Origin of the sequence: Massilia sp. NP310 (assembly GCF_019443485.1) — a bacterium.
In the GTDB taxonomy this organism is placed as follows: domain Bacteria; phylum Pseudomonadota; class Gammaproteobacteria; order Burkholderiales; family Burkholderiaceae_D; genus Telluria; species Telluria timonae.
In genome coordinates this window covers 2,013,622-2,034,622 of record NZ_CP080379.1, presented here as the reverse complement: position 1 = coordinate 2,034,622, position 21,001 = coordinate 2,013,622, and the positions used below count along the sequence as shown (strand labels likewise).

At 63.6% G+C, this 21,001-nt stretch carries 24 protein-coding genes and 5 tRNA genes; 27 read left to right on the top strand and 2 right to left on the bottom strand.

Annotated elements, in window-relative coordinates:
- Window positions 1-19 precede the first annotated feature (19 nt).
- The 26 genes from KY496_RS08780 to KY496_RS08655 all read left to right on the top strand — a co-directional run bounded on the left by KY496_RS08780 (window position 20) and on the right by KY496_RS08655 (window position 18,800).
- Entirely contained in the window at window positions 20-1,006 is a 987-nt protein-coding gene (locus tag KY496_RS08780) for a beta-ketoacyl-ACP synthase III (protein ID WP_005666809.1), read from the top strand.
- A gap of 43 nt (window positions 1,007-1,049) precedes the next feature.
- On the top strand, window positions 1,050-1,985 hold the full coding sequence (gene fabD / locus KY496_RS08775; protein WP_005666810.1) for an ACP S-malonyltransferase: 936 nt from the start codon (window positions 1,050-1,052) through the stop codon (window positions 1,983-1,985).
- A gap of 16 nt (window positions 1,986-2,001) precedes the next feature.
- Window positions 2,002-2,739: a 3-oxoacyl-ACP reductase FabG gene (gene fabG / locus KY496_RS08770; protein ID WP_005666811.1), complete on the top strand. Its 738-nt coding sequence runs from the start codon at window positions 2,002-2,004 to the stop codon at window positions 2,737-2,739.
- A 193-nt stretch (window positions 2,740-2,932) separates the two neighbouring features.
- Window positions 2,933-3,172, top strand: a complete 240-nt coding sequence (gene acpP / locus KY496_RS08765) for an acyl carrier protein (RefSeq protein WP_005666812.1) — start codon at window positions 2,933-2,935, stop codon at window positions 3,170-3,172.
- A 31-nt stretch (window positions 3,173-3,203) separates the two neighbouring features.
- Complete coding sequence (gene fabF, locus KY496_RS08760) at window positions 3,204-4,451, top strand: beta-ketoacyl-ACP synthase II (RefSeq protein WP_005666813.1); 1,248 nt, start codon at window positions 3,204-3,206, stop codon at window positions 4,449-4,451.
- A gap of 79 nt (window positions 4,452-4,530) precedes the next feature.
- Window positions 4,531-5,226 carry a protein YgfX gene (locus KY496_RS08755; protein ID WP_219864500.1) on the top strand — a complete coding sequence of 232 codons (696 nt, stop codon included), beginning with the start codon at window positions 4,531-4,533 and terminating at the stop codon, window positions 5,224-5,226.
- A gap of 74 nt (window positions 5,227-5,300) precedes the next feature.
- The gene (gene rpoE / locus KY496_RS08750; protein ID WP_040776532.1) at window positions 5,301-5,903 is read left to right on the top strand and encodes an RNA polymerase sigma factor RpoE; all 603 of its coding nucleotides are present in this window, start codon (window positions 5,301-5,303) and stop codon (window positions 5,901-5,903) included.
- Window positions 5,904-5,963: 60 nt separating this feature from the next.
- Window positions 5,964-6,263 carry a sigma-E factor negative regulatory protein gene (locus KY496_RS08745; protein ID WP_005666817.1) on the top strand — a complete coding sequence of 100 codons (300 nt, stop codon included), beginning with the start codon at window positions 5,964-5,966 and terminating at the stop codon, window positions 6,261-6,263.
- Window positions 6,264-6,404: 141 nt separating this feature from the next.
- Entirely contained in the window at window positions 6,405-7,859 is a 1,455-nt protein-coding gene (locus KY496_RS08740) for a DegQ family serine endoprotease (protein ID WP_005666818.1), read from the top strand.
- Window positions 7,856-8,170: a glutaredoxin family protein gene (locus tag KY496_RS08735; protein ID WP_219864499.1), complete on the top strand. Its 315-nt coding sequence runs from the start codon at window positions 7,856-7,858 to the stop codon at window positions 8,168-8,170. Before KY496_RS08740 ends, KY496_RS08735 begins: the two co-directional genes overlap by 4 nt.
- Before the next feature lie 64 nt (window positions 8,171-8,234).
- On the top strand, window positions 8,235-8,408 hold the full coding sequence (locus KY496_RS08730) for a hypothetical protein (protein WP_177185531.1): 174 nt from the start codon (window positions 8,235-8,237) through the stop codon (window positions 8,406-8,408).
- Window positions 8,408-10,201: a translation elongation factor 4 gene (gene lepA / locus KY496_RS08725; protein ID WP_005666820.1), complete on the top strand. Its 1,794-nt coding sequence runs from the start codon at window positions 8,408-8,410 to the stop codon at window positions 10,199-10,201. The genes KY496_RS08730 and lepA overlap by 1 nt, the downstream gene beginning before the upstream one ends.
- The gene (gene lepB, locus KY496_RS08720) at window positions 10,201-11,130 is read left to right on the top strand and encodes a signal peptidase I (protein ID WP_005666821.1); all 930 of its coding nucleotides are present in this window, start codon (window positions 10,201-10,203) and stop codon (window positions 11,128-11,130) included. Before lepA ends, lepB begins: the two co-directional genes overlap by 1 nt.
- A gap of 12 nt (window positions 11,131-11,142) precedes the next feature.
- On the top strand, window positions 11,143-11,541 hold the full coding sequence (locus KY496_RS08715; protein ID WP_219864498.1) for a DUF4845 domain-containing protein: 399 nt from the start codon (window positions 11,143-11,145) through the stop codon (window positions 11,539-11,541).
- Between the two features lie 50 nt (window positions 11,542-11,591).
- A complete protein-coding gene (rnc, locus tag KY496_RS08710) occupies window positions 11,592-12,392 on the top strand; it encodes a ribonuclease III (protein ID WP_219864497.1) in 801 nt (266 codons plus the stop codon).
- Window positions 12,389-13,285, top strand: coding sequence for a GTPase Era (era, locus tag KY496_RS08705; protein WP_219864496.1), 897 nt, complete (start codon window positions 12,389-12,391; stop codon window positions 13,283-13,285). The genes rnc and era overlap by 4 nt, the downstream gene beginning before the upstream one ends.
- Before the next feature lie 24 nt (window positions 13,286-13,309).
- Window positions 13,310-14,104 (top strand): DNA repair protein RecO, encoded by a 795-nt coding sequence (recO, locus tag KY496_RS08700; protein ID WP_219864495.1) that lies wholly within the window; start codon window positions 13,310-13,312, stop codon window positions 14,102-14,104.
- Window positions 14,105-14,114: 10 nt separating this feature from the next.
- Complete coding sequence (gene pdxJ, locus KY496_RS08695) at window positions 14,115-14,894, top strand: pyridoxine 5'-phosphate synthase (RefSeq protein ID WP_219864494.1); 780 nt, start codon at window positions 14,115-14,117, stop codon at window positions 14,892-14,894.
- Window position 14,895: 1 nt separating this feature from the next.
- A complete protein-coding gene (gene acpS / locus KY496_RS08690; protein ID WP_219864493.1) occupies window positions 14,896-15,315 on the top strand; it encodes a holo-ACP synthase in 420 nt (139 codons plus the stop codon).
- Window positions 15,316-15,419: 104 nt separating this feature from the next.
- Window positions 15,420-17,294, top strand: coding sequence for an excinuclease ABC subunit UvrC (uvrC, locus tag KY496_RS08685; protein ID WP_219865088.1), 1,875 nt, complete (start codon window positions 15,420-15,422; stop codon window positions 17,292-17,294).
- A gap of 240 nt (window positions 17,295-17,534) precedes the next feature.
- Window positions 17,535-18,113, top strand: a complete 579-nt coding sequence (gene pgsA / locus KY496_RS08680) for a CDP-diacylglycerol--glycerol-3-phosphate 3-phosphatidyltransferase (RefSeq protein ID WP_071362188.1) — start codon at window positions 17,535-17,537, stop codon at window positions 18,111-18,113.
- A gap of 87 nt (window positions 18,114-18,200) precedes the next feature.
- Window positions 18,201-18,276: transfer RNA gene (locus KY496_RS08675), tRNA-Gly, on the top strand.
- 67 nt (window positions 18,277-18,343) lie between these two features.
- A tRNA-Gly gene (locus KY496_RS08670) sits at window positions 18,344-18,419 on the top strand.
- Between the two features lie 47 nt (window positions 18,420-18,466).
- A tRNA-Gly gene (locus tag KY496_RS08665) sits at window positions 18,467-18,542 on the top strand.
- Window positions 18,543-18,573: 31 nt separating this feature from the next.
- Window positions 18,574-18,649 (top strand) — tRNA-Gly (locus KY496_RS08660).
- Window positions 18,650-18,726: 77 nt separating this feature from the next.
- Window positions 18,727-18,800 (top strand) — tRNA-Cys (locus tag KY496_RS08655).
- A gap of 130 nt (window positions 18,801-18,930) precedes the next feature.
- Here the strand turns inward: KY496_RS08655 and KY496_RS08650 are convergent.
- On the bottom strand, window positions 18,931-19,899 hold the full coding sequence (locus tag KY496_RS08650; protein WP_005667005.1) for an IS1595 family transposase: 969 nt from the start codon (window positions 19,897-19,899) through the stop codon (window positions 18,931-18,933).
- A 115-nt stretch (window positions 19,900-20,014) separates the two neighbouring features.
- A complete protein-coding gene (locus KY496_RS08645; protein ID WP_184238896.1) occupies window positions 20,015-20,323 on the bottom strand; it encodes a hypothetical protein in 309 nt (102 codons plus the stop codon).
- 296 nt (window positions 20,324-20,619) lie between these two features.
- On the opposite strand from KY496_RS08645, the gene KY496_RS08640 reads away from it, so the two are divergent.
- Window positions 20,620-20,991: a hypothetical protein gene (locus KY496_RS08640; RefSeq protein ID WP_005667006.1), complete on the top strand. Its 372-nt coding sequence runs from the start codon at window positions 20,620-20,622 to the stop codon at window positions 20,989-20,991.
- The last annotated feature ends 10 nt before the right edge of the window (window positions 20,992-21,001 follow it).

The following is a 21,001-nucleotide window of genomic DNA, read 5'->3' as shown; positions in this document are numbered from 1 at the left end:
CCAGCAGGATGGTGAAGCAATGACCTTGTATAGCAAAATCACCGGCACCGGCAGCTACCTGCCGGCCAACCGTGTTACCAACGAACAGCTGGCGGCCCAGCTGGCGGAGAAGGGCGTCGAGACCTCGCACGAGTGGATCGTCACCCGCAGCGGCATCGAGGCGCGCCACTTCGCCGCGGCCGACGAACTGTCGTCCGACCTGGCCGTGCACGCCGCGCGCCGCGCGCTCGAGATGGCCGGCAAGGCGCCGGGCGACGTCGACCTGGTGATCGTCGCCAGTTCCACCCCCGACTTCCACGGCAGCTTCCCCAGCACGGCCTGCATCGTGCAGCAGAAGCTGGGCATGGCCAACGGCAGCGCCGCCTTCGACGTGGCGGCCGTGTGCAGCGGCTTCGTGTATGCGATGTCGACCGCCGACGCCTTCATCCGCGCCGGCAACCACAAGCGGGTGCTCGTGATCGGCGCCGAAGTGTTTTCGCGCATCGTCGACTTCAACGACCGCACCACCTGCGTGCTGTTCGGCGACGGCGCCGGCGCCGTGCTGCTCGAGGCATCGAACGAGCCGGGCATCCTGGCTGCCCGCTTGCATGCCGACGGCAGCCACGCCGACATCCTGTCGATCCCCGGCAACCTGGCCAATGGCGCGGTCGCCGGCAGCGGCTTCCTGCACATGGATGGCCCGGCGGTGTTCAAGCTCGCGGTGTCGGTGCTCGAAAAAGTCGCGCACGAGGTGCTCGACCACGCCGGCGTGGCCGCCGACCAGATCGACTGGCTGGTGCCGCACCAGGCCAATATCCGCATCATGAACGGCACCGCCAAGAAACTCGGCCTGCCGCTCGAGAAGATGGTCGTCACCGTCAACGAACATGGCAATACCTCGGCTGCCTCGATCCCGCTGGCGCTCGACCAGGCGGTGCGCGACGGCCGCATCAAGCCGGGCCAGAACGTCCTGATGGAAGGCGTGGGCGGCGGCTTCACCTGGGGCGCGGTGCTGGCGCGCATGTAAGCGCCAGCCCGGCCTCCAAGAACAACAACTACGGAAAACAACGATGAGCAAATTCGCATTCCTGTTCACCGGACAAGGCGCCCAGGCAGTGGGCATGCTGAACGGCTACACCGGTAACCCGGTCGTCGATCAAACGGTGCAAGAAGCGTCCGACGCCCTGGGCTTCGACCTCAAGCGCCTGATCGCCGAGGGTCCGAAAGAAGACCTGGACCTGACCACCAATACCCAGCCGGTCATGCTGACCGCCGCGGTCGCCGTCTACCGCGCCTGGATCGCGGCCGGTGGCCCGGTGCCGAACGTGGTCGCGGGCCATAGCCTGGGAGAATATTCGGCCCTGGTGGCGGCCGGCGTGATCCCGTTCGCCGACGCGGTGCCGCTGGTGCGCTTCCGTGCGCAATCGATGCAGGACGCGGTGCCGGTCGGGCAGGGCGGCATGGCCGTCATCCTGGGCCTGTCGGCCGACGACGTGCGCGCCGTCTGTCTTGAGGCGGCGCAGGGCGAGGTCGTGGAAGCCGTGAACTTCAACGAACCGACCCAGATCGTGATCGCCGGCCATACCGCCGCGGTCGAGCGCGCCTGCGAGATCGCCAAGGCCAGGGGCGCCAAGCGCGCCATGAAGCTGGCGGTGTCGGCGCCATTCCACTCGTCGCTCCTGAAGCCGGCATCCGACCGCCTGCGTACCTATATGGCGGAGCTGAAGTTTGCGGCTCCACAAATTGACGTCATCAACAACGTCGACGTCGCCGTGCTGAACGATCCCGAGCAGATCAAGGACGCACTGGTGCGCCAGGCCGCCGGTCCGGTGCGCTGGGTCGAGACCATGCAGAAGATGGCGGCTGACGGCGTGACCCAGGTCATCGAATGCGCGCCCAGCAAGACCCTGATCGGCATGGCCAAGCGCATCGACGCGAACCTGGTCGGCGAAGCGCTGGTCGACCAGGCCGCGCTGGAGCGCGTGCTGGCGTCGATCTCCGAATAAACGATAAAGGAAACCTATGAATCTGCAGAACCAAGTCGCCCTCGTCACCGGCGCATCGCGCGGCATCGGCAAGGCCATCGCGCTGGAACTGGCGCGCCAGGGCGCCAAGGTCGTCGGCACCGCCACCAGCGAATCGGGCGCCCAGGCGATTTCCGATTACCTGGCCGAATTCGGCGGCAAGGGCGTGGTCCTGAACGTGCTCGACGCGGCCCGCTGCGCGGAAGTCGTGGACGAAGTGCAAAAGGGCTTCGGCAGCCTGTCGATCCTGGTCAACAATGCCGGCATCACCCAGGACAACCTGGCCATGCGCATGAAGGACGACGAGTTCGACAACGTGATCGCCACCAATCTCACCGCCGTCGGCCGCCTGTCGCGCCTGGTGCTGCGGGGCATGATGAAAGCCAAGGCCGGTCGCATCATCAGCATCACCTCGGTGGTCGGCGCGGCCGGCAACCCGGGCCAGATGAACTACGCGGCCGCCAAGGCCGGCGTGGCCGGCATGACCCGTGCGCTGGCGCGCGAGATCGGCAGCCGCAACATCACCGTCAACTGCGTGGCCCCGGGCTTCATCGACACCGACATGACCAAGGCCCTGGGCGAAGGCCAGCACGAAGCCCTGCTGACCCAGATTCCGCTGGGCCGCCTGGGCCAGCCGGAAGACATCGCCCATGCGGTGGCCTTCCTGGCCGGGCCAACGGCCGCCTACATCACGGGCACCGAGCTGCACGTGAATGGCGGCATGTACATGAATTAATCAGTAAAGTAACAAATTGATAAAGACCGCGTTCCAATCGCCCCCGGCGAGCCGGTCCCGATTGGGACGCAATCTCGACTTTTAGCAGGACTTTCCGGCGAAATAGCCGCAGTCGCCGAAAATAGTTTTTCGGGTCGCAAACCTGATAAAATGCGCGCACTTTCCGCAACACATACCTTAATGGAGCCAAAACATGTCGGATATCGAACAACGCGTTAAAAAAATCGTCGCTGAGCAACTGGGCGTTGCCGAAGCAGACATCAAAATCGATTCCTCGTTCGTTGACGACCTCGGTGCAGACTCGCTGGACACCGTGGAACTGGTGATGGCACTGGAAGACGAGTTCGAAATGGAAATCCCTGACGAGCAGGCTGAGAAGATCACCACCGTCAAGCAAGCCATCGACTACGCAACCGCGCACGTCAAGGCCTGAGTAGTCGCTTTACAGTTTTTGGGAGAATCGCTTGAGTCGTTCACGCAACCGCCGTGTCGTCGTCACCGGCCTGGGCTGCATTTCACCGATCGGCAACACCGTTGCCGAAGCGTGGGATGCGGCACTGGCCGGCAAGTCGGGCATTGCCAACATCACCAAGTTTGATGCAGCGCCATTCACGACCCACTTTGCTGGTGAGGTCAAGAACTTCAACGTCGAAGACTACCTGCCGGGCAAGGAAGGCCGCCACATGGATACCTTTATCCATTTCGGCATGGCAGCCGGCATCCAGGCCCTGAAGGATTCGGGCCTGGAAGTCACCGAAGAGAACGCGGACCGCATCGGCGTGGTGATCGGTTCGGGCATCGGCGGCCTGCCGATGATCGAAGCGACCAAGGAAGAATACGCGAACCGCGGCGCACGCCGCATCTCGCCGTTCTTCGTGCCGGCATCGATCATCAACATGATCTCGGGCGATCTCTCGATCAAGTTCGGCCTGCGTGGTCCGAACCTGTCCATCGTCACCGCCTGCACCACCGGCCTGCACAGCATCGGCGCGGCAGCGCGCCTGATCGAGTACGGCGATGCCGACGTGATGATCGCGGGCGGCGCCGAATCCACCGTGTCGCCGCTGGGCCTGGGCGGTTTCGCCTCGGCGCGCGCGCTGTCGACCCGTAACGACGACCCGTCGACCGCCTCGCGTCCATGGGACCGCGACCGCGACGGCTTCGTGCTGGGCGAGGGCGCCGGTGTCATGGTGCTCGAAGAATATGAACACGCCGTCGCGCGTGGCGCCAAGATCTATGCTGAAGTCATCGGCTTCGGCATGAGCGCGGACGCCAACCACATCACCTCGCCGGTCGAGGATGGCAGTGGCGCGGCGCGTTGCATGGTCAATGCGTTCAACAACGCCGGCATCAACGTCGACCAGGTGCAGTACGTGAATGCGCACGGCACCTCGACGCCGCTGGGCGACGTGGCCGAAGTGCGCGGCATCAAGCGCGTGTTCGGCGACCATGCCAAGAGCCTGGTCGTGAACTCGACCAAGTCGATGACCGGTCACCTGCTCGGTGGCGCCGGCGGCCTGGAATCGGTGTTCACCGTGCTGGCGATCCACAACCAGGTGTCGCCACCGACGATCAACATCTTCAACCAGGATCCGGAGTGCGACCTGGACTTCTGCGCCAACACGGCGCGCGAGATGCAGATCGACTATGCGGTGAAGAACTCCTTCGGTTTCGGCGGCACCAACGGTACGCTGATCTTCGCCAAAGTCTGAACCACTTCGCCCCGTCCCGGTCTAACGGGATGGGCGCTTCCAACAGCCCGGCCTGCCGCCCGTTCCTGGCGGCTGGTCGGTGCTGGCGGTAGAGGACGAGCTTCCTCCGCCCGCCATCCTGCCCGCCGGCAGGTCCTTCCCTCGATTCATCCTGTGCCACATGTCGCTTGCGGTGTCCGCCGTCATCGCGCCGTCGCGTCGCCTGCGCTGCCTGCTCGCCGCCTTCTGCGCGTCGCTGTGCGCGGCTGCCCTGGCCGTGGGCCTGCTGCTGCCTGAACGCTTCGCATTCGGCGGCGCTGTCGCATGCGCGCCGCTGCTGGCCGCGCTGTCGCTGGCGCGCCCACTTTTTTCCGCCGTGGCCGGCTGGCCGCGCCGCCTTTGGCGCGTCGATGGGGGCGCCGCAGGCGCCCACCGCCCCACACATTCCAGCGCGATTTTGCACGCGATTGCAACGGTGCGCCGGATTGATATTTCTGGAGTTGGGCAGATACGCCTGACGGTACAACAGGAGTTGGGGAAACGCGGGCCGGCGGCCGGGAAACCGGAGCCGGGCTCACCCATGACGCTGCTGCCCGGCGCCACGGTCTGGCCCTGCTGCATCTTGCTGCGCCTGCGCGCCGAGGACGGCGCGACCTGGCCGCTGGTGCTGCTGCCAGACGCCGTGGGCGCCGGCCAGTACCGCGCGCTGGCGGTCGCCGTGCGTGCGCTGGCCAATGGCGCTGCAACAATACCGATACAAAACAGTGTGAACTTATTGCAGGGGGCCAACTCTTAAGGATGTACCGATTTTTGCGCTGTACGCATCAGTCGGTGCCTCCTCGCGAGAGGGTCGCCAATGGGGCATGGTCCGTGACGACAGAACGCGAGTGTGATCAGTTGCTGGTAGAGCGCGTCCAGGCCGGGGACCAGGGGGCTTTTGATTTGCTTGTCTCCAAGTACCAACGTCGCCTGATGCGCCTGGTGTCGCGTCTCGTCCACGATCCGGCCGAAGCCGAAGACGTGGTGCAAGAGACCTTCATCAAAGCATACCGGGCCCTGCGCCATTTTCGCGGGGATTCGGCTTTTTATACGTGGCTTTATCGAATAGGAATCAACACGGCCAAGAATTTTTTAGTAACCCAGGGAAGGCGCGCACCGACCTCGACCGAGACGGACGCCGAACGCGCCGAAGGATTCGATGATGCAGACAGCTTGCGCGACATTAACACGCCTGAATCCATGCTCGCCAGCAAACAAATCGCCCATACCGTCAACGCGGCCATGGAAGCATTGCCGCTCGAGCTGCGTACGGCGATCGTCCTGCGCGAAATCGAAGGACTCAGCTATGAGGAAATCTCCGAAGTGATGGCCTGTCCAATAGGTACGGTGCGCAGCCGGATTTTCCGCGCGCGCGAAGTCATTGCCGAGAAATTACGCCCTTTACTCGATTTCCCGGTTGACAAACGTCGGTAGGTAGCGGGATCGTACGAACACAGCATATATTGAACACTACCGACGTCGATGGAACCGCCGATGGACACCAATAGAAAATTACGCGAGCAGATATCCGCCCTGAAGGATGGCGCCTTGCTCGACGCCGACCTGGAGCTGGCATTAGCCGCACTGCAGGGCAGCGACGGCCGCCAGGCCTGGGATCTGTATCACCTGATCGGCGACACGCTGCGCGACACGGCCGCGCCGGCGCTGTCGCCGGCATTCAACGCGCGCCTGGCCGAACGCCTCGCCGGCGAGCCGCCGCCACTGCGCCGCGCGGCCGTCGCGGCCGAGTCCACCGGCCTGGCGGCGGTGCTCGCCAAGACCGCTTCTTCCTGACTTCCCGCCAGCCTTCCTTATCCCAGGCTTAAATTCCTTCTCTCACTGCCCGGTCGTGGGCGGCGCGCGGCGGGCGTGGCGCGACAAAGCGCGCAATTTGGCTTACCATTCAGTCAATCTTAGCCATTCGATAGCGAATCCATGACCAGTAAAACTGCCAGCCTGCTCCTGTCGGCACTGCTCGTGTCCGGCGCCACGGCCTTCATCCAGCCCGTCCACGCCGCCGCCCCCGTACCCACCCCGACCGTCACCGGCCTGCCCGACTTCACCGACGTCATCGACAAGGTGGGGCCGGCCGTCGTCAATATCCGCACCACCGAAAGGGTGCGCACCCGCGGCGGCGCACCGGGCGAAGAAGAAATGCAGGAATTCCTGCGCCGCTTCTTCGGCGGCCAGATGGTCCCGCGCGGCGGCGGCCGGCGCGGCCAGCCGCAAGAAGAAGAACGCGAAGTGCAGCGCGGCGTCGGCTCCGGCTTCATCATATCAAGCGACGGTTTCGTCCTGACCAATGCCCACGTGGTCGAGGGCGCCGACGAGGTCACGGTGACGCTCTCCGACCGGCGCGAGTTCAAGGCCAAGGTGCTGGGCGCCGACCGCCGCTCCGACGTCGCGCTGCTCAAGCTCGACGCGACCAACCTGCCTTACCTGCGCACCGGCGACTCCAGCAAGATCCGGGTCGGCGAGTGGGTGCTGGCCATCGGGTCACCGTTCGGCCTCGAGAATACCGTGACCGCCGGCATCATCTCGGCCAAGTCGCGCGATACCGGCGAATACCTGCCCTTGATCCAGAGCGACGTCGCGGTCAATCCCGGCAACTCGGGCGGTCCGTTGATCAATCTGCGCGGCGAAGTCATCGGCATCAACTCGCAGATCGCGACCTTGTCGGGCGCCTATAACGGCATCTCGTTCGCGGTGCCGATCGACGAGGTCATCCGCGTGTCCGACCAGCTCAAGACCACCGGCAAGGTCACCCGTGGCCGCCTGGGCGTGCAGATCAGCGAAGTCACGCGCGACGTGGCCGAGTCGCTGGGCCTGGGCAAGGCGCGCGGCGCCGAAGTCTCGATGGTCGAGCCGGGCGGCCCGGCCGAGAAGGCGGGCATCAAGGTCGGCGACATCATCCTGGCCTTCAACAAGCAGCCGATCCAGTCGACCACCGACCTGCCGCGCCTGGTGGGCGCCTCCAAGGTCGGCAGCCGCGCCAGCGTCACCGTGTGGCGCCGAGGGGCCCAGGTCGAGGTGCCGGTCACCATCGTCGAACTGCAAGAGGAGCGTCCGACCCCGGGCCGCCAGCAGCCGAAGAAACCGGCGCCGGGCGCCGCGCCGGACGCGCTGGGCCTGCACATGTCGAATATTTCCCCAAGCGACCGCAAGGAGCTGGGGATCGACCACGGCCTGCTGGTCGAGGAGGCGCAGGGGCCGGCCGCCAGCGCCGGCATCCAGCCGGGCGATGTGATCTTGCAGTGGAACAATACGCCGATCACCAGCGTCGAGCAGTTCAAGGGCTTGCTGGCCAAGCACGACAAGTCGAAGGCGGTGGCGTTGCTGGTGCAGCGCGAGGACACCACGCAGTACATCACGCTCAAGCCGCGCCAGTGACGCACCAGGGAGGCGAGCACGCGCCTGCGCCGACGCAGTTCGGCCCAAGCTTCGTCCTGTATTCGCGCAGCTGGTGCCACCTGTGCGAGGACATGCTGGCGGCGCTGCGCGCGCTCGAGCCGCCCGGGCAGCCGTTCGACGTCGCCGTGCTGGACGTCGACGCCGACCCGGCGCTCGTGGCGCGCTTCGACGAGCTGGTGCCGGTGCTGTATGGCGATCCCGGCCAGCCCGAGCTCTGCCACTACTTCCTGGACGAGGCGGCGGTGCGGGCCTACCTGGCCGCCTGCGCCACCACGCGGGCCGCGTCCTGAGCCACCCTCTGGAAACCGGCCTTTCTGCCTCGAAATCCGGTAAAATGCCGGGTCGGAGCGGTGATTGCACACCTTCCAAAGAATTTCCTGCTTTGCCAAGGCGCTCGCCTGGGGACCGGCACGGCCCCCGACGCAGCGCTTTTTCGTATTGCGCAGCCAATTCGTGCTGCACGGCAGTACGCCTTATATCGTCGTAGTCGCCGCCTTTCGCGGCCTTTTTGGTTTTGAGCTTTGTTAATGAACAACATACGTAACTTCTCCATCATCGCCCACATCGACCATGGCAAATCGACCCTGGCCGACCGCATCATCCAGCTGTGCGGTGGCCTGTCGGACCGCGAAATGGACGCCCAGGTGCTCGATTCGATGGACCTGGAACGCGAGCGCGGCATCACCATCAAGGCCCAGACCGCGGCGCTGCAGTACAAGGCGCGCGACGGCCAGGTCTACAACCTGAACCTGATCGACACCCCGGGCCACGTCGACTTCTCGTACGAAGTCAGCCGCTCGCTGTCGGCCTGCGAAGGCGCGCTGCTGGTGGTCGACGCCTCGCAGGGCGTGGAAGCGCAGACGGTCGCCAACTGCTACACCGCGCTCGACCTGGGCGTGGAAGTGGTGCCGATCCTGAACAAGATCGACCTGCCGCACGCCGACCCGGACAACGCCAAGAAAGAAATCGAGGACGTGATCGGCATCGACGCGTCCGACGCCACCGTGTGCTCGGCCAAGACCGGGCTGGGCGTGGAAGACGTGCTGGAAACCCTGATCGCGAAAGTGCCGCCACCAAAAGGTGACCCGGACGCGCCGCTGCAGGCCCTGATCGTCGACTCCTGGTACGACCCGTACGTCGGCGTCGTGATGCTGGTGCGCGTGGTCAACGGCACCCTGCGTCCAAAAGATAAAATCCGCCTGATGGCCACCGAGTCGGTCAACCTGGTGGAAAACATCGGCGTGTTCACCCCGCGTTCGGTGTCGCTGCCACAGCTGACCGCCGGCCAGGTGGGCTTCATCATCGCCGGCATCAAGGAACTGACCGCCGCCCGCGTGGGCGACACCGTGACCCTGGCCAGCCGTCCGGCGCCCGAGCCGCTGCCGGGCTTCAAGGAAGTGCAGCCACAGGTGTTCGCCGGCCTGTTCCCGGTCGAGGCGAACCAGTACGATGCGCTGCGCGACTCGCTCGAGAAGCTCAAGCTCAACGACGCCGCCCTGATGTACGAGCCGGAAGTCTCGCAGGCGCTGGGCTTCGGCTTCCGCTGCGGCTTCCTGGGCCTGCTGCACATGGAAATCGTGCAGGAGCGCCTGGAGCGCGAATTCGACATGGACCTGATCACGACGGCGCCGACCGTGGTGTACGAGGTCGAGATGAAGGACGGCAGCATCATCCGCGTCGACAATCCGTCGAAGATGCCGGAACCGTCGAAGATCAATGAAGTGCGCGAGCCGATCGTCGACGTCAACCTGTACATGCCGCAAGAGTACGTGGGTTCGGTGATGACCTTGTGTAACGGCAAGCGCGGCATCCAGATGGACATGGCCTACCACGGCCGCCAGGTCAAGCTGCACTACGAGATCCCGATGGCCGAGATCGTGCTGGACTTCTTCGACCGCCTCAAGTCGACCTCGCGCGGCTATGCCTCGATGGACTACGAGTTCAAGGAAAATCGCGCGGCCGACGTGGTCAAGGTCGACATGCTGATCAACAGCGAAAAGGTCGACGCCCTGGCCATCATCGTCCACCGCGCCAACGCGCCGTATCGCGGACGCCAGGTGGCGGCCAAGATGCGTGAACTGATCCCGCGCCAGATGTTCGACGTGGCGATCCAGGCCGCCATCGGCGCCACCATCATCTCGCGCGAAAACGTGAAGGCGCTGCGCAAGAACGTCCTGGCCAAGTGCTATGGCGGCGACATCTCGCGTAAGAAAAAGCTGCTGGAGAAGCAAAAGGCCGGCAAGAAGCGCATGAAGCAGGTCGGCTCGGTGGAGATTCCACAAGAAGCCTTCCTGGCCATTCTCCAGGTGGAAGATAAATAATGAACCTGCAACCCATCCTGGGCAATTTTGCCCTGATCCTGTTCGTCTTGATGGTGATCACGGGCATCATCTGGTGCCTGGACACATTCTATTTGGCGAAACAGCGGCGCCGCGCCGCCGATGCCGCCCTGCGCGAGTACGATACGCGCAACGCCAAGCTGGTCGCGGATGGGATCAAGGTCGACCACAACGGCAACCGCGCGGCGATCGAGCAGGCCCACCTGCGCCAGCCGACCTGGATCGAGTATTCGGGCAGCTTCTTCCCGGTGATCGCGCTGGTGTTCATCCTGCGCTCGTTCCTGTGGGAGCCGTTCAAGATCCCATCGTCGTCGATGGTGCCGACCCTGCTGGTGGGCGACTTCATCCTGGTGAACAAGTACACCTATGGCATCCGTCTGCCGATCATTAACAAAAAAATCATCCAGATCAATAATCCCCAGCGCGGCGACGTGATGGTGTTCAAGTATCCAAAAGACATGAACCAGGATTACATCAAGCGCGTCATTGGCGTGCCGGGTGATAAAATCACGTACGAGGACAAGCGCCTGACGGTCAACGGCAAGCCGGTCGAGTACACGGCGCTGGACGACTACCTGGACGATCAGCATCCGATCTACCACAAGCAGTTCGTCGAGAAACTGCCGAGCCCGGGCGGCTTGACCCAGCACCGCATCCTGAACACGGCCGACAAGCGCAATATCGACCTGGGCAGCGTGGACAATTTCCCGCTGCGCGAAAACTGCGAATACACCTACGACAAGTTCACCTGCGTGGTGCCGGAAGGGCAGTATTTCATGATGGGCGATAATCGCGACAATAGCGCGGACAGCCGTTACTGGGGTTTCGTGCCTGATCGCAATATCGTCGGCAAGGCCTTCGTGGTCTGGATGAACTTCAGCAATCCGAAACGTGTCGGCGGTATCCAATAACAAGGGGCGCGCATGGATCGCAGGAAGATAGCTAATAAACAAGACGGTCTTTCCCTGTCCGGCCTGATCGGGGCGCTGGTCGTCATCGGCGTGGCCGGCATCTTCGCCATGCGCATGGTCCCGGCCTATATCGAGTACAACGCGATCAAGTCGGCGATCGCCAAGGTCAAGGACAGCGGCGGCAGCATCCGCGAGATGCAGCAAGCCTTCAACCGCCATACCAGCGTCAACGACGTCGAGGCCGTACGCGGCCAGGACCTGGTCTTCACCCGCACTGGTGAAGAAACGCAGATCAGCTTTGCCTACGAAAAGCGGCTGCCGCTGATGGGCAACGTCAGCCTGCTGATCGACTTCGCCGGCACCACCGACCCCAGCGGCGTGGTGGCCGAGGCCGACAGCACCGCTCCCTGAGCCTTTATAGACACACCGTGGCCTGCCCGGCCACGCACACGACATCGACAATGAATCTTCAGTTATTGCAAACGCGCTTAGGGTATACGTTCCGGGACATCGGGCTGCTGCAGCAAGCCCTGACCCACCGTAGCCATAGCAGTCTGCATAACGAGCGCCTGGAATTCCTGGGCGATTCGGTCCTCAACTGCGTCGTCGCTTCGGTGCTGTACGAACGTTTCGGCACGCTCGACGAGGGCGACCTGTCGCGCCTGCGCGCCAACCTGGTCAAGCAGCAGGCGCTGTTCGAGATCGCCCAGAAGCTCGACCTGTCGCAATTCCTGCGCCTGGGCGAGGGCGAGCTCAAGTCCGGGGGCTTCCGCCGGCCCTCGATCCTGGCCGACACCCTGGAAGCGCTGCTCGGCGCGATCTTCCTCGACAGCGGCTTCGACAGCGCGCGCGACGTGATCCGCGCGTTTTATATTCCGCTGCTGGAGACGGTCGACCCGGCCACGCTCGGCAAGGACGCCAAGACCCTGCTGCAGGAATTCCTGCAGGCCAAGCGTATTGCGCTGCCAACCTATAATGTGGTGGCCACCCACGGCGCCGCCCACAGCCAGGAATTCGAAGTCGAATGCCTGGTGCCGAAGCTGAACGTGCAGGTGTTCGGCCGCGGCGGTAGCCGCCGCGCGGCCGAGCAGGCCGCCGCCAGCCTGGCGCTCGACGCGGCCCAGAAGGCGCTGACCAAGACGCCCGGCGCGCGCAAGCCACGCCAGCGCTCGGCCCAGTTGAAACTGGCCGGCATCGGCACCAATCAGGGCGACGCCGCACCGGCCGCCCAAGCAGAACAACCAGGAACAGAAAAAGCATGAACGCCACTCCCGACAATTTCCGTTGCGGCTATATCGCCATCGTCGGCCGCCCGAACGTCGGCAAGTCGACCCTGATGAACGTCCTGATCGGCACCAAGGTGTCGATCACGTCGCGCAAGGCCCAGACCACGCGCCACCGCATCACCGGCATCCAGACCCGCGACGACGCGCAATACATCTACGTCGACACCCCGGGCTTCCAGACCCGCCACGCCAACGCGCTGAACAAGACGCTGAACAAGACCGTCTCGAACACGCTGACGTCGTCGGACGCGATCCTGTTCCTGGTCGAAGCCGGCACCTTCGGCCCGGCCGACCAGCAAGTGCTGGACATGCTGCCAAAGAATGTCCCGGTGATCCTGGTCATCAATAAATCGGACCGCGTGAAGGACAAGGCGGTCCTGATGCCGTTCGCGCAAAAGATCTCGGCCCTGTTCAACTTCGCCGCCATCGTGCCGGTCTCGGCCAAGCTGCGCTTCCAGGTCGATGCGCTGGAAACCGAGATCAAGCGCCACCTGCCTGAAAATCCGCCGGTCTTCGGCCCGGACGACATCACCGACCGCAGCGAGAAATTCCTGGCGGCCGAGATCGTGCGCGAAAAAGTGTTCCGCCTGCTGGGCGACGAACTGCCGTACACCAGCACCGTCCTGATCGAACAGTTCGAACAGGAAGGCAATCTGCGCCGGATCTTCGCCGCGATCCTGGTCGAGCGCGACACCCATAAATCTATGATCATCGGTAACAAGGGTGCGCGCCTGAAAGAGATTTCGACCCAATCGCGCCTCGATATGGAGAAACTGTTCGGCGGCCCGATCTATCTGGAAATCTGGGTCAAGGTCAAATCCGGCTGGGCCGACAACGAAGCAGGCCTGCGCGCTTACGGTTACGAGTAAGGGCGAGGGACGCTAGCCGCGCGCATGTCCAGCCACGACCAATTCATCGACGACCTGCCGGAGCAGGGCACGCCGGCCGCGGGCAAGCGCCCGCGCGCGCCGGGCCGCGATAGTCGCATCGTCGGCCAGCCCGGTTTCGTGCTGCACAGCTACCCGTATAAAGAAACCAGCCTCATCATCGACATGTTCACCCGCGACCATGGCCGGGTGGGGGTGGTGGCGAAGGGCGCCAAGCGCCCGTTTTCCAAGCTGCGCGGCGTGCTGCAGACCTTCCAGCCCCTCTCGGTATCCTGGAGTGGCAAGTCCGAGCTGCGCACCCTGATCGATGCCGAGTGGGTGGGCGGCATGCTGCCGCTGGAACGCACGGCGCTGCTGTGCGGCTTCTACCTGAACGAACTGCTCGTCAAATTGCTGGCGCGCGACGACCGCCATCCGGCCCTGTTCGACCACTACGTCTCGACCCTGAACCAGCTCGCCCACGGCGAACCGGCGCAAATCGTCTTGCGAAAATTCGAAAGAGCCTTACTTAAGGAAACGGGCGTGGCAGCCGATCTCGGCCGCTGCACGAACAGCCGCGCCCCGGTCGAGCCTGGCCGCGATTACGTGGTCGATCCGGAGCGCGGCGCGCGCGCGGCGGGCGCGGGCGAAGTCTGGCCCGTCGTGTTGGGCAAGACCCTGCTCGATATGGAGCGCGAGGACTATACTGATCCGACGACCCAGGCGCAGAGCAAGCAATTGATGCGCTTCCTGCTGGCGCACCACCTGGGCGGACAGCCGCTCAATACGCGCCAGATTTTGATCGATTTGATGCAACTGTAAAAAGAACACTATGAGCTTCCTGCAACCCGCCGGCCAGGTGATCGACCTGGGCGTGAACATCGACCACATCGCCACCGTGCGCAATGCGCGCGGCACGACGTATCCGGACCCGCTGCGCGCCGCGCTGCTGGCCGAGCAGGCGGGCGCCGACCTGATCACGCTGCACCTGCGCGAAGACCGGCGCCACATCAAGGATGCCGACGTGCTGGCCCTGCGTCCACTGCTGGCCACGCGCATGAACCTGGAAGCGGCCGTCACCCGCGAGATGATCGACTTCGCCTGCCAGGTGAAACCGCAGGACGTGTGCCTGGTGCCGGAGCGGCGCGAGGAAGTCACGACCGAGGGCGGCCTGGATGTGGTGCGCTACTGCAACGAGGTCGAGGCGGCCGTGAAGCAGCTGAAGGAAGAGGGCATCCGCGTCTCGCTGTTCATCGATGCCGATGCGCGCCAGATCGAGGCGGCGGCCGCGGTCGGCGCCACCGTGATCGAATTGCACACGGGCCGTTATGCCGAGGCCGAAGGCGCTGAAGTGGCGCACGAGCTGGAACGCATCAAGCTGGGCGTGCATGAGGGCGCGAAACGCGGCCTGCGCGTGAATGCCGGCCATGGCCTGCACTACACCAATGTGCAACCGATCGCGGCGATTCCGGACCTGCACGAGCTGAACATCGGCCACGCGATCGTGGCGCATGCGCTGTTCGCCGGCTGGGAAAACGCGGTGCGCGAGATGAAGGCGATCATGGTCGCGGCGCGCCTGGGCGTGACTTACACCGCGAAAGCCGGGGCCTGAGATGATCTACGGCATCGGCACCGACATCGTCCAGATCTCGCGTGTCGAGGCTGCCCTCGCGCGCAGCGGCCCGCGCTTCGCCGAGAAAATCCTCGGCCCGCAAGAGCTGGAAAAATACCATGCCCGCAGCGCCAAGAACGCGGTGCGCGGCCTGCGCTTCCTGGCCACCCGTTTCTCGGCCAAGGAGGCGTTCTCGAAAGCCATTGGTCTCGGCATGCGCATGCCCATGACCTGGCGTTCCGCCCAGATGCTGAATGACCCGAGCGGTAAACCGGTCATCGTCTGCAGCGGCGCCCTTGGCGACTTCATGCGCGAGCACCGGCTCAGCGCCCAGGTGACAATCAGCGACGAGGCCGACTACGGCGTCGCCTTCGTGATCGTGACCCAGGCGCCGTTGGCATCATCATCATTGGCAGAGTAATGTCCGAAGCAAAACCCGCAGCAGCTGGCAACCCATCCGTCGAACTCACCCCCGAACTGGCCGCGCGGCTCGGCCGCGAGCGCCTGTCGGAGGCGCGCGAGGAAATGCGCGCCGAAGCAAACCGCGAACTGAGCCCGAAGGTGGAGCTTGAGGTGCGCGCGCAAGTGCTGGCCGTCGTCAACCGCCTGCCGGGGCTGCCTGGCGTGTACCGCTACTTCGATGCGGCCGACAACGTGCTCTACGTCGGCAAGGCGCGCAATCTCAAGAACCGCGTCTCGAGCTACTTCCAGAAAAACCTGTCGAGCCCGCGCATCGCGATGATGGTGTCGCAGATCGCGCGCCTGGAAACGACCGTGGTGAGCAGCGAAGCCGAAGCGCTGATCCTGGAAAACAACCTGATCAAGACGCTCAAGCCGCGCTACAACATCCTGTTCCGCGACGATAAGTCTTACCCCTACATCAAGATCACGGGCGGCGAGGCGCCACGCATGGCGTATTACCGCGGCGCGCTGGACAAGAGGAACCAGTACTTCGGTCCTTTCCCCAGCGCCTGGGCGGCCAAGGAATCGATCCAGCTGCTGCAGCGCGTGTTCAAGCTGCGCACCTGCGAAGACAGCGTCTACGCCAACCGCACGCGGCCCTGCCTGCTGCACCAGATCGGCCGCTGCAGCGCGCCATGTGTAAAACTGATCGCGCCGGAGGAATACAAACTCGACGTCGAGAACGCGGCGCGCTTCCTGCGCGGACGCCAGAGCGAGGTGATGGCCGACCTCGAGCAGAAGATGCAGGATTACGCGATGGAGCTCAAGTTCGAGCAGGCGGCGTCGGTGCGCAACCAGATCCAGGCGCTGTCGAAGGTGCTGCATGCGCAGAGCATGGAGACGACGGGCGACGCCGACGTGGACGTCATCGCGGTGGTGGTGCAGGGCGGACGCGCCTGCGTCAACCTGGCCATGGTGCGTGGCGGACGCCACCTGGGCGACCGCGCCTACTTCCCGAGCCACGTGGGCGAATCGCTGGGAGAATGCCCGATCGAGGTCGAGGTGCTGTGCGCCTTCCTGGCCCAGCACTATGCGGGCCAGTTCATCCCGGGCACCCTGATCCTGAACGTCGAATTCGACCAGCCCGAACTGATCATGGCCTTGCAGGAGCAGTGCGGCCACCGCATCAGCCTGGTGCTGCAGCCGGGCGGCCAGCGCCGCCAGTGGCTCGAGATGGCGTGCAAGGGCGGAGAAATCGCGCTGGCGCGGCTGCTGTCCGAGCAGGGCTCGCAACAGGCGCGCACGCGCGCGCTGGCCGATACCTTGCAGCTCGACAGCGAAGACCTGGATGCCCTGCGCATCGAATGCTTCGACATCAGCCACACGGCGGGCGAGGCGACCCAGGCCTCGTGCGTGGTGTTCCACCACCACCAGATGCAGAACGGCGAGTATCGCCGTTTCAACATCAACGGCATCACCCCGGGCGACGACTATGCCGCCATGCGCCAGGTCTTGATGCGCCGGTATGAGAAAGTGGCGGGCGGGGAGGGCGTGATGCCCGACATCGTGCTGGTCGACGGCGGCAAGGGGCAAGTGGAGATGGCGCGCCAGGTGTTTACCGAGCTGGGGCTGGACATCTCGATGATCGTCGGCGTGGCCAAGGGAGAAGGGCGGCGCGTGGGCCTGGAGACCCTGATCTTCGCCGACGGCCGCCCGGCCCAGGAGCTGGGCAAGGAATCGGCGGCGCTGATGCTGGTGGCCCTGATCCGCGACGAGGCGCACCGCTTCGCCATCACCGGCATGCGCGCCAAGCGCGCCAAGGCGCGCCAGGCCTCGCGCCTGGAAGAGATCGAAGGCATCGGCGCCAAGCGCCGCCAGCGCTTGCTGGCGCGCTTCGGCGGCCTGCGCGGCGTGATCGACGCGAGTGTCGAAGACCTGATGACGGTGGAGGGCATTTCGAGCGCGTTGGCGGAAGAGATTTACAGGCAGCTGCATTGAATGACCCCGTCCACCCTACGTTCAATCAACGGTGGGGTGGGCGGCTTGCCGTCTACGCGTTCAACCAGCATGCGAACTACCCGTTCGGCATCAATATTTCCATGCAGTCAACCCGAAACAACCGCCAACCGTTGAGCCGCCAGGCGCCGCGCCTCCCCATACAGATGAGTCAACTGGCCCAAACCAGCATACCCATGTAGACTAACGGCCAAGCATTTTTCCACGGTAATCAGCTCTCTCATGCCCTTCAATATACCGATTCTCCTGACCTGGTTACGCGTCGCGCTCATTCCCCTCGTAGTCGGATTGTTCTACTTGCCGGTTGACTGGATGACGCTCCCCGAGCGCAATCTCGCGGCGACCGCCGTCTTCATCATCGCCGCCGTCACCGACTGGTTCGACGGTTTCCTGGCCCGCCGCTGGAACGAAACCTCGGCCTTCGGCGCCTTCCTCGACCCGGTCGCGGACAAGCTGATGGTGGCCGGCGCGCTGCTGGTGCTGGTCCAGCTGGACCGGGTGGACGCGATCATCGCCGGCATCATCATCGGCCGCGAGATCACCATCTCGGCGCTGCGCGAATGGATGGCCCAGATCGGCGCCACCCGCTCGGTGGCGGTCAGCTCGATCGGCAAGATCAAGACCGCGGCCCAGATGACGGCGATCCCGATGCTGCTGTTCCATGACCGCCTGTTCGGCATCGACATCCACTTCTGGGGCGAGTACTTGCTGTGGGTGGCGGGCGTGCTGACGGTGTGGTCGATGTTCTATTATCTGCGCCGCGCCTGGCCCCTGATCAAGGAGAAGGCGGGGGCGATTTAATTTGTTTGGTGGCATCCTTGACGTACAGAATAGAATCTCTATAATGCCTGCCTGTTGCGACAACAACGCAACAGAATGAAAGACAAAGCGGGAGTAGCTCAGTTGGTAGAGCGCAACCTTGCCAAGGTTGAGGTCGAGAGTTCGAGACTCTTCTCCCGCTCCAAAGCTTGCAAAGCTGTAAAGCGATCTTGGAAAAACGTCAAAGTTCTGTCATAATCGTTGTTCTGTACGCGGGAGTAGCTCAGTTGGTAGAGCGCAACCTTGCCAAGGTTGAGGTCGAGAGTTCGAGACTCTTCTCCCGCTCCAGTTGTCAAGACTGGCGCTGTAGTTGGTAGTAAATTGTAAGGCTCCATGCGGGAGTAGCTCAGTTGGTAGAGCGCAACCTTGCCAAGGTTGAGGTCGAGAGTTCGAGACTCTTCTCCCGCTCCAGGTTTTACGAGTTAAGTGGCAACACTCCTAAGCGGGAGTAGCTCAGTTGGTAGAGCGCAACCTTGCCAAGGTTGAGGTCGAGAGTTCGAGACTCTTCTCCCGCTCCAGAATTCAGGAAGACACCTTCTTCCCTTATTGATGCGCTTCATAACCGTTCGCATCGATCAAGCGCACTATATCCTCTGGCGAGGTAGCAAAGCGGTTATGCAGCGGCCTGCAAAGCCGTCTAGACGGGTTCGACTCCCGTCCTCGCCTCCAGATCCTCATAGTACGGGCCCCATCGGGGCCCGTTTGCATTGGGTTCAACACCGTTCATTTTGAGCGGGACACCGCACTTGATAACGGCCAAATGGCCGTCGCCTGGCCGTTTATTTTGGCGCTGTACTCGTTATCTGTTGATGACCCCGAATGCAATACGCAGCAATTGCTCGACAGAAGCGACCCGCCCGCCATCGAGCGCCCGATGCCAGCCCAGGTAGTTAGGCAGACGGCGCGACGCCACGCCATGGAAACGCACCAGCCATTCCTTGAAACGGCGATGGTAGGCGTTCACATTTTGAATATGGATGGCGCCCTCGACACCGGTGCGGACCCGTTCGCCGGCGCTGACATTGACGGCCTGGTGCGCGATGCCATGGGCACGGGCGAAGGCGGGATAGGCGGCGTTGGCGTCCGTGACCAGCAACGCTTGCCGATCGAGTTTCGGCAGCAGGTGTTTCACCAGCTGGGCCACTTTCAGGGCGCCGCGTCCGGTGACGGCGTCGATGGTCTGGCCGCTGCGGTCGCGCGCCACCAGGATGCAGTCGAGATGATGCGAGATGCCACGCAGCGCAGCCCTGCCGCCGCGCTTGCGGGGCGGGCGATCGAGCTTGCGTGACCCCTTCTGCGATTCGAGCAGGAACATTTCGTCAGCCTCGACGATGCCGGAAAGACGGGTTGGCCGGTCGTCCTTGACCCGGTCGAGAAAGCGATGACGCCAGCGAAACGCGGTATTACGGTGCACGCCGATACGCTTGGCCGCAGGGCGGACTGTGCGCGAATCGAGCACCGTTTCCAGATACTCGAGCCACTTGCCCTTGTGCCTGAGCCGCGCCAGCGGCGTGCCGGTCAGGTCGTTGAAAGTGCGCCCGCATGCGCAGCAGCGATAGCGTTGCAGGTTGTTGGCCTGGCCATGGCGGTGGCATCGCTCGCAGGCGCAATCCGGACAACGCCGCCCCTCTGACCGGATCTCGCCGATGAGGGCAATCACCCGGTCAAGCCCGGCTGCCGGATGCAGGGCGGCGAGTACCTGCTGGCGCTGCGGCTGATTCAGTTGCGGTAGCTGGGCGAACAGCTTCGCAAACTTCGGTGCTTTCATGGCGCGCTCCCGATCGATGGGGACTGGGATTGGACCGCGGGTCAGCTCAGCAGTTCAATGCTCATCCACATCTAACGGTTACAGCGCCTTTATTTTCGCTGTCGGATCCTATTGTTCAGGCATCATGGCGAACATCATCAAGCGACCCTACGGATATCAACTTTGCGTTGCCCGCAAGCTTCTTCCAAAGCGACTCTGGATAACCTTCGATGACGACGAGGCTGCCGAGCAGTATGGACGGTAGGTCGAAATCCTGCTGGCCCATCGTCCCCGCGTCCTCGCTGGAGAAGAAAAGCTCGAAGGGCGAGGTTTGGACGGCGCATCGCTGCGTGGCTGAGTACGGCCGCCACAACCCGGCCCGACTGTCTGACCAGAGGCTGCTCGACACGCTGCCAACCAGCGTCGCCACGGTCTCGACCAGCATGCTGAACTATGAGTGGGCCGAGGCATGGGTGCGGCAGATGAAGCGTGACCAGCACCAGGCGCCGTCGACCAACAGGCACAGGCACGGCGCGCTTGCCAGGTGCGTCGCCCCGGCTTTCGTGGAGACTGGTTTGTATGCTAGGAGTGCCGATTTTGTCTCGGCAGGTTCAATGCCTCGTTGATCAACCGGCGGACCACTAGCAAAGTGTGCACTCTCAACGTGTATTTTCTGGGTGGGGACTGTTGGCGCCACGGGTGTCGTAAGATCAGTGAACAACATCCACCGAGGGTAGTCACATGCGAGCCTTAATCCTGCTCGTCGAAGAAGACCGCCTCACTCGCGCGTCGATCTGCGACATGCTCAAATCGTTGGACTACCGGGTGCTCGGCGTTAGCACTTTCGCGCGCGCCCTGAGGCTTATGCTAACGAATGGGATTGGGTTCGACGCCCTTATCCTCTCGGTGAAGGGCGGCTGGGACGGTGATCCTGCCTATGCTGCTGAGGCAAAGGCGGCCCAGCCAGAGATCAAGGTAATCATCGCGTCCTCTCTTGCCGATCGGGGGCAAAATGCCTCCCTCGTGGATGCCTATGTGCCAAAGCCATTTATACTGGAATCTGTAGGTGAAGCACTTATCAAAGTCCTTCGGCATACTTGTCGGCAAGGATGAAACTGTAGAA

Excerpts from the sequence above, each read along its gene's own strand:
- lepB (WP_005666821.1), top strand. The coding sequence starts at position 10,201 with ATGAACCTGCAACCCATCCTGGGCAATTTTGCCCTGATCCTGTTCGTC.
- acpP (WP_005666812.1), top strand. The coding sequence starts at position 2,933 with ATGTCGGATATCGAACAACGCGTTAAAAAAATCGTCGCTGAGCAACTG.
- KY496_RS08650 (WP_005667005.1), bottom strand. The coding sequence starts at position 19,899 with ATGAAAGCACCGAAGTTTGCGAAGCTGTTCGCCCAGCTACCGCAACTG.
- KY496_RS08715 (WP_219864498.1), top strand. The coding sequence starts at position 11,143 with ATGGATCGCAGGAAGATAGCTAATAAACAAGACGGTCTTTCCCTGTCC.
- KY496_RS08640 (WP_005667006.1), top strand. The coding sequence starts at position 20,620 with ATGCGAGCCTTAATCCTGCTCGTCGAAGAAGACCGCCTCACTCGCGCG.
- KY496_RS08745 (WP_005666817.1), top strand. The coding sequence starts at position 5,964 with ATGGACACCAATAGAAAATTACGCGAGCAGATATCCGCCCTGAAGGAT.
- pgsA (WP_071362188.1), top strand. The coding sequence starts at position 17,535 with ATGCCCTTCAATATACCGATTCTCCTGACCTGGTTACGCGTCGCGCTC.
- recO (WP_219864495.1), top strand. The coding sequence starts at position 13,310 with ATGTCCAGCCACGACCAATTCATCGACGACCTGCCGGAGCAGGGCACG.
- KY496_RS08740 (WP_005666818.1), top strand. The coding sequence starts at position 6,405 with ATGACCAGTAAAACTGCCAGCCTGCTCCTGTCGGCACTGCTCGTGTCC.
- lepA (WP_005666820.1), top strand. The coding sequence starts at position 8,408 with ATGAACAACATACGTAACTTCTCCATCATCGCCCACATCGACCATGGC.
- fabG (WP_005666811.1), top strand. The coding sequence starts at position 2,002 with ATGAATCTGCAGAACCAAGTCGCCCTCGTCACCGGCGCATCGCGCGGC.
- pdxJ (WP_219864494.1), top strand. The coding sequence starts at position 14,115 with ATGAGCTTCCTGCAACCCGCCGGCCAGGTGATCGACCTGGGCGTGAAC.
- KY496_RS08780 (WP_005666809.1), top strand. The coding sequence starts at position 20 with ATGACCTTGTATAGCAAAATCACCGGCACCGGCAGCTACCTGCCGGCC.
- rnc (WP_219864497.1), top strand. The coding sequence starts at position 11,592 with ATGAATCTTCAGTTATTGCAAACGCGCTTAGGGTATACGTTCCGGGAC.
- acpS (WP_219864493.1), top strand. The coding sequence starts at position 14,896 with ATGATCTACGGCATCGGCACCGACATCGTCCAGATCTCGCGTGTCGAG.
- era (WP_219864496.1), top strand. The coding sequence starts at position 12,389 with ATGAACGCCACTCCCGACAATTTCCGTTGCGGCTATATCGCCATCGTC.
- uvrC (WP_219865088.1), top strand. The coding sequence starts at position 15,420 with ATGCGCGCCGAAGCAAACCGCGAACTGAGCCCGAAGGTGGAGCTTGAG.
- fabD (WP_005666810.1), top strand. The coding sequence starts at position 1,050 with ATGAGCAAATTCGCATTCCTGTTCACCGGACAAGGCGCCCAGGCAGTG.
- KY496_RS08645 (WP_184238896.1), bottom strand. The coding sequence starts at position 20,323 with ATGCTGGTCGAGACCGTGGCGACGCTGGTTGGCAGCGTGTCGAGCAGC.